Raw genomic sequence first — 8,878 nt, 5'->3', positions numbered from 1 at the left:
GGGATCATAAGGTATATAGGATTGGATTTAAATAAGTTTCCTGAACTGGTGCGTTCCACAGATAGGGTAGGTGGTATTACAAGGGAAGCAGCTGAACAATGCGGATTGCTGGAAGGTATTCCTGTATTTGGAGGATGTGGCGATATGCAAAGTGCCGCGATAGGTGCAGGTGCGGTGTCTGAAGGTGAAGGGCACATTTGTTTGGGCACTTCGGGCTGGGTGGGAGTTACTACTTCCAAAGCTCTCACGGGCAGAAGCGGTGTGGTGACTTTAAAGTCAGGTATCCCTGATAAAAATCTTTTGTTAGGTGAGATGGAGACGGCAGGAGTATGCCTTGAGTGGATAAAAGATGAATTTTACAGACATGAGCAGCAAGATGCCAGCTGTACAAATATTTATGGATTGATGGATGATAATATTCGTAGCCTTTCTCCCGGAGCTGATTATTTAATTTTTACTCCATGGCTTTATGGTGAGCGGTGTCCCGTCAGTGATACCTATGTTAGATCTACTTTTTTCAATATGAGTGCGTCCCATAAGCGTGAGCACATGCTCAAAGCGGTGTACGAAGGAATAGCTTTTAACCTTAGATGGATAGTTGAGATAATTGAAAGAAGATATAGCTTTTCCCTTTCCACTATAAAAGTCATTGGAGGAGGTTCAAAATCAGATGAATGGATGCAGATAATGGCGGATATAATTCAGCGCCGTATTCAGAAGGTAGAGCAATCTCAAATGTGCGGTGCTGTAGGTGCAGCTTTTATTGCAGCAGTAGGCCTTAAGGCTTATCGGGATTTTGATGATACTTCAAAAAAGGTAATAGTAGAAAAGACTTTTTTGCCTAGGATTGAAAACAAACAGATATATGACAGGTTATATAGAAGTTATAAGCTTATATATAGATGTCTTCGCGGATTGTATAGGAACATCAATTCTGTTCGGGAACAGACTGAAGGTCAAATTGGAATCTCTAATCAAGAGAGTATATCCAATTAAGACTAATATAAATATCAATATTATAGGGAGGTAAGATTATGTTAAAGAATATGGATGTAAAGTCAATGCCTATCTCATTGCCGGAAGATATAGACATGGAAAATTTTATGATTGCCACTTATGTTGCAACATTTCCTGTCGATATCCCTGTGGCCAAATTAGCTCCTGCAATGGCAGTTGAGCAATCTACCGGGACATGGGTGCCGGTACCCGGAGAGACTCCGGAGATGAGACGAAAGCATGTTGCTAAGGTAGTATCGCTGTATGAAATACCTGACTATGAGTATGTAGTACCGCCGGATGCAAAGACTAGAACCTACATAATACAGATAGCATATCCGATAGTAAACTTTGGTTCACAGCTTTCTATGATGATGTCTACCGTGGTGGGAAATATCTCATTGGCGGGGCAGATAAAGCTGATCGATCTTTATCTACCTAAAAAATATGTGGAAGGTTTTAAGGGGCCAAAATTCGGTATAGGTGGAGTGAGGAAATTACTGGGTATACCTAAACGTCCGCTTTTAAACAACATGATAAAGCCTTGTACTGGGTATACACCGGAGGTGGGAGTGAAGCTATTCCGAGAAGCTGCAATAGGAGGAGTGGACATAGTCAAAGATGACGAGCTGATTGCAGACGCATCATTTAACACTATAGAGCAAAGAGTGAAGCTGTACATGGAGGCAGAAAAAGAGGTCTATCAAGAAAAAGGAGAGAAGACTCTATATTCGGTAAATGTTACCGATGATATCCCTAAAGTATTTGAAAATGCCAAGAGGGCAATAGAACTAGGATGTAATGCTATAATGATCAACTTTGTAGCCACAGGAATACCTGTACTTCGTGCGTTAGCAGAAGATCCTGATATAAATGTCCCCATCCTTGCTCATATGGATGTAGCCGGTGCATATCATATGTCACCTGAATTCGGCATCAGTTCACATATCATGTTGGGTAAGTTGGCCCGATTAGCAGGAGCTGATATAGTAGTTCATCCTGCTCCATATGGCAAAGCCACTGTTTTGCCTGAAAAATTCTCTAAGATAGCTCTTAATCTATCTTTCCCTATGTATCATATAAAACCCACATTTCCTATGCCTTCAGGGGGGATTACACCTCCTAATGTACCAAAGGTAATAAAGGATTTAGGTCCTAATATCGTTATAGGATCAGGTGGAGGCATACATGCGCATCCACAAGGTCCAACGGCAGGGGCAAGGGCATTCAGGCAGGCTATAGATGCTACTATGAGTGGTGTTCCATTAGAAGAGGCTGCGAAGGAACATGAGGAGTTGGCAGCTTCATTGACGGCATGGAAGGGTACTTTTGAGATAATAGGCAAGAAATAAAAAATATTATTAAAGCAAAAGGAGAATAAAGATGGATAATCAAAAATATGCTATATCCAAATGGCGTGACACAGGTGAAATACTGAAAAAATTGAATGAACTAGTCAATCGCCCTGTGTGTAAAATCAATCGAGATAAGATGAAGGAATATGCTGCCTATTTTCAGACAAAGTGTAATAAATCTAGAGAGATGACGTCTGAAGCTAAAAAATATATACCGGGTGGAGTTCAACATAATCTCGCATTTAACCATCCCTTTCCTTTGGCTATAAAAAAGGCTGAGGGAGCTTATCTATGGGATGTGGATGGAAATCGTTATGTGGATTTCTTACAAGCGGGAGGTCCTACATTGTTGGGCAGCAATTATAAACCTGTTCGGGAAAAAGTTATAGAGCTCTTAAACGATTGTGGACCGGTCACAGGGTTATTTCACGAATATGAATTCAAATTAGCGGAATTTATAAACCGACACATGCCTGCAGTGGAGATGTTTAGGATGTTAGGAAGTGGTACAGAGGCAGATATGGCGGCTATACGTACTGCTAGGACATTTACAGGCAAAAAAAAGATAATAAAGGTAGGCGGGGCATATCACGGTTGGAGTGACCAGTTGGTTTATGGACTTCACATCCCGGGTACAGGATCTTTTGAAGCCCATGGTATACCTAAAGGTTGCTTGGCAGATACCCAAGAAGTTTTCCCTAATGACATAGATGGACTTAGAAAACTTATGGAAAAGAATGAGCAAGATGGAGGTACTGCGGCGGTTTTGATTGAGCCGGTAGGTCCTGAAAGTGGTACCAGACCGGTGTTCAAGGAATATAACCAGCAAGTCCGTGAGCTATGTGATGAATTTGGCGCTCTGCTCATATTTGATGAGGTGGTGACTGGATTTAGACTGGGTATGGGAGGAGCACAAGGTTACTTCAACATAAAGCCTGACCTCACCGTATTTGGTAAGATTATAGCCGGTGGATACCCGGGTGCAGGAGGGTTAGGAGGCAGATCTGAAGTAATGGCTTGCCTTGCTTCAGGTGTAGAGGGGACCAAAAAACGTGCATATGTTGGTGGGACGCTTTCTGCTAATCCTTTGAGTTGTGTTGCAGGGTATTATGCACTAAAGGCGATAGAGGAAACAGATGCAGCTATAAAGGCGGGCAGAGCAGGCGATAGACTGTGTGTAGGGCTAGAAAAACTCATCGATAAATATAAGCTGCCCTTTGTAGTTTACAATCAGGCATCTATATGCCATCTAGAAACAACAGGTCTTATGTTTATCGATATAAGAAAGCCGGATTTTATGGAACAGTTAAAAGAGCGCATGTATCGACTGCATGAGATTGGTGCGGCTTATACTGCAGAAGGGATGATCACCCTTGCTGGCAGTCGTATGTATACTAGTATGGCAGATACCGATCAAATAATCGATGACACACTGGAAAGATTTGGGAGGGTATTTGAAAGTATAGAAGTATAAAGACAAAGCATTTTGATAAAAGGCCTCGGGATTGTATTGATAGATCTCAAAACCGGATCTCCGAGGCCTTTTATAATTTGTGTATTTGGATATATAAACCAGATTTGATACAATAAAAAGCAGGTGCCGCTTTTAGAAAATAGAATTATTTGCTATACAAAGGAGGAGGTATTATGGGGGTAAAAGCTGTTCTTTTTGACCTTGATGGTACATTGTTAAAAAACGATAGAAACAGGATGGGAGATGAATATATTAAGCTTGTATATAATAGATTTCCTGATACAATATCTCCGGAAAAGTTTGAGAAGGCCATGTATGCCGCTTTTATGGCTATGACAAAAAATGATGGAAGGAAAATAAACAAACAAGTTTTTATAGAAACATTTTTTCCTCTGATCGATTATCCTGCTGATGAAGGGATGCAGATATTTGATTATGTACATAAACACGATCTTCCTTCCCTTGAGCGGGAAGAAGAGAAAGTGCCTGAAGCAAAAAGGGTGGTTGAAAAAGTATTTGATTTAGGATATCAAGTTGTCATAGCAACCAATCCGATATTTCCTAAAGATGTGATGTTTGAGCGTTTAAAATGGGCAGGGGTGGATAAATTCCCTTTTAAATTGGTGACTTCATTTGAAAATTGTAAATTTGCAAAACCAAATCCACAATATTATAAACAAATAACAGATAGGATTGATATCAAGCCTGAACAATGTTTGATGATAGGTGACGAACATATGGATATGGTAGCTGCACATGTAGGAATAAGAACTTTTTTTGTAAAAAGTCCTTCATCAGATTTAAGGGATTCGACTCCTAAACCTACATATAGAGGGAAGTTAGAAGATATAATAAATATATTGGAAAAGTAGATTAGGAGTTAAGCGGTGGGAAGTATAAGCGGCGCCTATTTTAATTATATAAAATGGATATTTTTTAGAATTTGATGATTTCAGATTATGGGGGGAGTTTTGTGAAAAGCAATACTATTCCTGATATATCTATTGATCAAGATAAATGTTCCTGCTGTGGTACATGTGTTAATGTGTGCAGCGAAGGAATATTCAAGTTTGAAGGGAAACGGGTTAAGGCTGTATTTGCAGAAAAGTGTGAGGTTTGTGGTCACTGTATTGCCGGATGTAAGTTTGATGCAATACAACATAGCTTATTGCCTTTAATGGAATGTCCCCAAATTGCTGAACAAGATCAACCGAAATTGGAACAAATGATTGCGCTTTTTAGGGCCCGGCGTTCTGTTAGAAACTATTTATCGAAGCATGTTGATAGAAGGATAATTCAAGAGCTGATAAGTATTTCCCGCTGGGTTCCAAGTTCACAAAACAAACAATCAGTTGACTGGCTGGTGCTGGATAAAAAAGAAGAAATAGAGTATTTTAGCAGAAAAACGGCTGAGGTATTATTCGAACTGGGTAAAATCATTCAAAAACCGATATTTAAACCATTCATAAGGGCGGCCTTGGGGAGCAAAAAATTTAAAGAGGCACAGCAAAGTGCCAAAGGTTTTTCAAGAGTCTATGAAAGGTTTAAAAATGGAGAAGATCCAGTATTTTATAATGCTCCGGCAGTTATTGTAGCTTACACGCCTGCTGGCAGTTATTTTGGTAGAGATGATAGCCTATACGCTTTGTATAATTTGATATTGGCGGCTCACAAGGTAGGTCTAGGTAGCTGTCAGATAGGATATTTTATAGTGGCGTTGGAAAATAATACAGGCATGAGAAAGGAATTGGGATTGCCAGATGGATACAGGCCACAGGCGGCAATTACCTTAGGTTACCCTAAACGTTCTTTCTATCGTGGGGTATCCAGGAGAATGCCTGATATCAGGTGGGGTACAGCTAAAACTATATAAAAAGTTTGCATCTCAATGATTAAACCTATTATTATCTGATTAAAAAGTATGAAAAAAGGAGATATAAAGAGTATGAATACTGCAGATGCTGTGATAGACAAATCTGCTAGTTATACGCTGTTAAGCAACGGATATGTAGTAGATGGGTCGGGAAACAAAGGCTTTAAAGGAAATGTACTTTTAAAAGATGGAATTATTCAAGAGATCAGTGAGAGAGAAATAGTTGTGGAGGGAAAAGAAATAGATTGCGAAGGAAAGGTAATTGCTCCTGGTTTTATAGATATACATTCCCATAATGATTGGTTTTTTCCTTCAGACCAACAGGAACAATTTATTGATCCTTTTATTCGTCAAGGAATAACTACCTTTATTACAGGGAATTGTGGTTTCAGTGCTGCAGGGTTTAAAAAAGGTACTCAGTATATGGATAAAATAAAAGGCAATGTTTTTAAAGCGGGTAATATTGATTTTAAATGGTCAAGCATGAGTGAATATTTTGATTATTTAGAGCATAAGAAAATCATAGCAAATATAGCTATGATGGTAGGACATGGAACTACCAGGACATCGGTAAGGGGGTATGATGCTGATGCTATGCAGCCTAAAGAAATGGATGAAATACTATATTTGTTAGATGAGGCTATGGAACAGGGGGCAGCAGGGGTGTCTTTTGGGTTGCAGTATGAGCCGGGGATTTTTGCCAGCCAGGATGAAATATTGCAGATCGCTGGATTGGTGAAAAGAAGAAATAAAATCATTACTGTTCATGCCCGGGCATTATCTGCGTTATCAGGTACTTACCCTATAAGACCTTTTGGGACTCCTCACAATATTATTGCACTTCAAGAATTATTAAACATTGCGAGAAAGACAGGGGTTCGGCTCCAGTTTTCACATTTGATATTTGTGGGAGAGAAGACATGGAAAACATATGAAAGATGTTTTAAGATGATAGAGGATGCCATTGATGATGGTGTTGATATTATGTTTGATACATATGCCTATAGTTGCGGAGCATCCATCATTACAGTGATTTTACCGGAATGGTTTATGGCTAAAGTGCCGGAAGTTTATGATGATAGTAAAGCACTTAAGAAACTCCGTTTTGAAATCTCTTTGATAGAAAAGTTTTTAGGGTTTGGTTTTAAAGATATACAGATAACTTATGCTAATCATCCAAAACTTAATAACTACAATGGCAGGTTTATACACGATATTGCAGAAGAGAGAGGATTAACACCGATAGAGAATTATTTGGATTTTGTGAAAAAGAGTGGGGGGGAAGCGAGGGTATTGCAGTATAGATATAGCAATCAACAGATTGTGGAAGCGTTGATGAGGCATCCGGCATCCCTTTTTATGACTGATGCATGGATAGAAACCACAGGAGTACAAAATCCAAGTTGCTTCGGATGTTATCCACGGTTTTTGCAATTGGCAAGGGAAAAATCAATTTTATCTTTGGAGGAGTCTGTACATAAGATGACAGGTGCATCTGCAGATAGGGTAGGTATAAAGGATAGAGGAAGATTAAAAAAGGGATGGGCAGCAGATGTAACTGTATTTGATTGGCATAGTATAAAGGATAATACTAGTGTCAACCAAACAGATAAAGCCCCTGATGGGATAGAACATGTTTTTATAAATGGGGTCCATGTTTTAAAGGAGGGAAAGATGACTAACAATAAGGCGGGAAAAGTAATTAAGATCGTGTAGGTCATAAAGAGTATTATGATAACAATAAGAGGAGCTTTGCTTGATTTAAAATGCTGGACGTTGTATTATAAAATTGTAGTGGATTACAAAAATTGATATGAGTATAATTTGACTTTTAATTAAAAGGAGGCTGTCATGAGCAATACAGAATTATCCCGCCGTGAGCGCAAAAAGATTGAAAGCAGGGCAAGGATTTTAAAAGCAGCCAGGGCGCTTTTCCAGCATAAAGGTTATGATAACACTTCAATAGAGGAGATTGCCGAAAAGGCAGATGTATCAAAAAGTACATTTTTTAATTATTTTGCTACAAAAGAGAGTTTATTAGAGGGTATTGCAGCTGATGAAGTTGAGGAGATAGAACATTTGATAGAAGCAGATCTGGTAGGGGTAAAAAGTCCGGTGGAAAAGATACGCATTGCCTTAAAGCACTTTGCAATGGATAGTACCTCATTTTTACGTCTTACCCGTAAAGTAATCTGGGCCACCGTATTCAAGGATGAGGGATATCCTCTTCCTATAAAAGAGATAGAAAATATCTTGCTGGGACTGATAAGAGAAGCACAAAAGCAGGGAGAGATATTAGAAGAACTGGATCCCGGGGATGTGGCTAAAGCTCTACTAGGTATGTATTTTGCCGCATTTTTTAAATGGATAAAGGAAGAAAGAATTTCAATACCTACGTCGGAGGTTGAATTTGAATCATTTTTAAACATGATATTTGCAGGCATAGCCGGACCAAACTATAAAACTGGGGATTGATTTAAAATATTAAACAAACCAAAGGCCATTTTTTGAAAAATATAAAAAGTAGAAACGAGTCGATTCTTGTATATGTATTAAAGCCGATTCCTAAAGAAGATTATTGCGGTTTTTGTGAAGTAGCTACAAATATTATTGATGAAATATGTGAGGCGAAAAATAAAAAGGTATTAAATAAATCAATTTCCTAAGACAATTATTAATATATTAGAATGTATTTTAAATTATGGTAATGTCGTCGATCCTCAGTAAGGTAAAAACCTTTGGAGATCGACGACATTTCTTATTATATCGTTAAACCTTTTATAATAAGGGGTATGGAGGGTAAACTAGTAAAGATTTGATAAATAAAGATAAAATATTATATTTTGACATAAAAGGAAGAATGGAGTATTATCAATATATACGGTGAGTTATTAGACTACCTATAAGGAATTGAAACTTTATGATGTTGAACAGAAACGTGTTGCCAAAGCCCTGTTATTAGACTACCTATAAGGAATTGAAACTACATGTTCTCAACTGTAAGTTTTTTAAATTCTTTGTCGTTATTAGACTACCTATAAGGAATTGATACTAAATAACAATAGCGGTACTGATATCAGTACCGCTATTGTTATGTGTGCCCTGCATGGGAATGGGCAAATACAAGAAAAAGCTAATGGTATATAGCCAATAGCTGGATTTTTGTTACAATCTCCTACC

General features: G+C 38.4%; 7 protein-coding genes. All 7 read left to right on the top strand.

The window, feature by feature from the left end; all coding sequences use genetic code 11:
- Positions 1-996, top strand: a 996-nt coding sequence (locus PHP06_09540) for an FGGY-family carbohydrate kinase (protein MDD3840795.1), incomplete at its 5' end; no start/stop codon positions are given.
- Between the two features lie 38 nt (positions 997-1,034).
- Complete coding sequence (locus PHP06_09535) at positions 1,035-2,348, top strand: RuBisCO large subunit C-terminal-like domain-containing protein (GenBank protein MDD3840794.1); 1,314 nt, start codon at positions 1,035-1,037, stop codon at positions 2,346-2,348.
- A 31-nt stretch (positions 2,349-2,379) separates the two neighbouring features.
- The gene (locus PHP06_09530; protein ID MDD3840793.1) at positions 2,380-3,825 is read left to right on the top strand and encodes an aminotransferase class III-fold pyridoxal phosphate-dependent enzyme; all 1,446 of its coding nucleotides are present in this window, start codon (positions 2,380-2,382) and stop codon (positions 3,823-3,825) included.
- A 173-nt stretch (positions 3,826-3,998) separates the two neighbouring features.
- Positions 3,999-4,697, top strand: coding sequence for an HAD family hydrolase (locus tag PHP06_09525; protein MDD3840792.1), 699 nt, complete (start codon positions 3,999-4,001; stop codon positions 4,695-4,697).
- A 101-nt stretch (positions 4,698-4,798) separates the two neighbouring features.
- Positions 4,799-5,698 (top strand): nitroreductase family protein, encoded by a 900-nt coding sequence (locus tag PHP06_09520; GenBank protein ID MDD3840791.1) that lies wholly within the window; start codon positions 4,799-4,801, stop codon positions 5,696-5,698.
- Positions 5,699-5,770: 72 nt separating this feature from the next.
- The gene (locus tag PHP06_09515) at positions 5,771-7,414 is read left to right on the top strand and encodes an amidohydrolase family protein (protein MDD3840790.1); all 1,644 of its coding nucleotides are present in this window, start codon (positions 5,771-5,773) and stop codon (positions 7,412-7,414) included.
- 135 nt (positions 7,415-7,549) lie between these two features.
- On the top strand, positions 7,550-8,173 hold the full coding sequence (locus PHP06_09510; protein ID MDD3840789.1) for a TetR/AcrR family transcriptional regulator: 624 nt from the start codon (positions 7,550-7,552) through the stop codon (positions 8,171-8,173).
- The last annotated feature ends 705 nt before the right edge of the window (positions 8,174-8,878 follow it).

It is taken from the genome of Clostridia bacterium, from assembly GCA_028698525.1.
Lineage (GTDB): Bacteria > Bacillota > Clostridia > JAQVDB01 > JAQVDB01 > JAQVDB01.
The sequence above is the reverse complement of the archived record's forward strand: the minus strand, read 5'-3'. Positions and strand labels throughout refer to the sequence as shown.

Excerpts from the sequence above, each read along its gene's own strand:
- PHP06_09535 (MDD3840794.1), top strand. The coding sequence starts at position 1,035 with ATGTTAAAGAATATGGATGTAAAGTCAATGCCTATCTCATTGCCGGAA.
- PHP06_09530 (MDD3840793.1), top strand. The coding sequence starts at position 2,380 with ATGGATAATCAAAAATATGCTATATCCAAATGGCGTGACACAGGTGAA.
- PHP06_09525 (MDD3840792.1), top strand. The coding sequence starts at position 3,999 with ATGGGGGTAAAAGCTGTTCTTTTTGACCTTGATGGTACATTGTTAAAA.
- PHP06_09515 (MDD3840790.1), top strand. The coding sequence starts at position 5,771 with ATGAATACTGCAGATGCTGTGATAGACAAATCTGCTAGTTATACGCTG.
- PHP06_09510 (MDD3840789.1), top strand. The coding sequence starts at position 7,550 with ATGAGCAATACAGAATTATCCCGCCGTGAGCGCAAAAAGATTGAAAGC.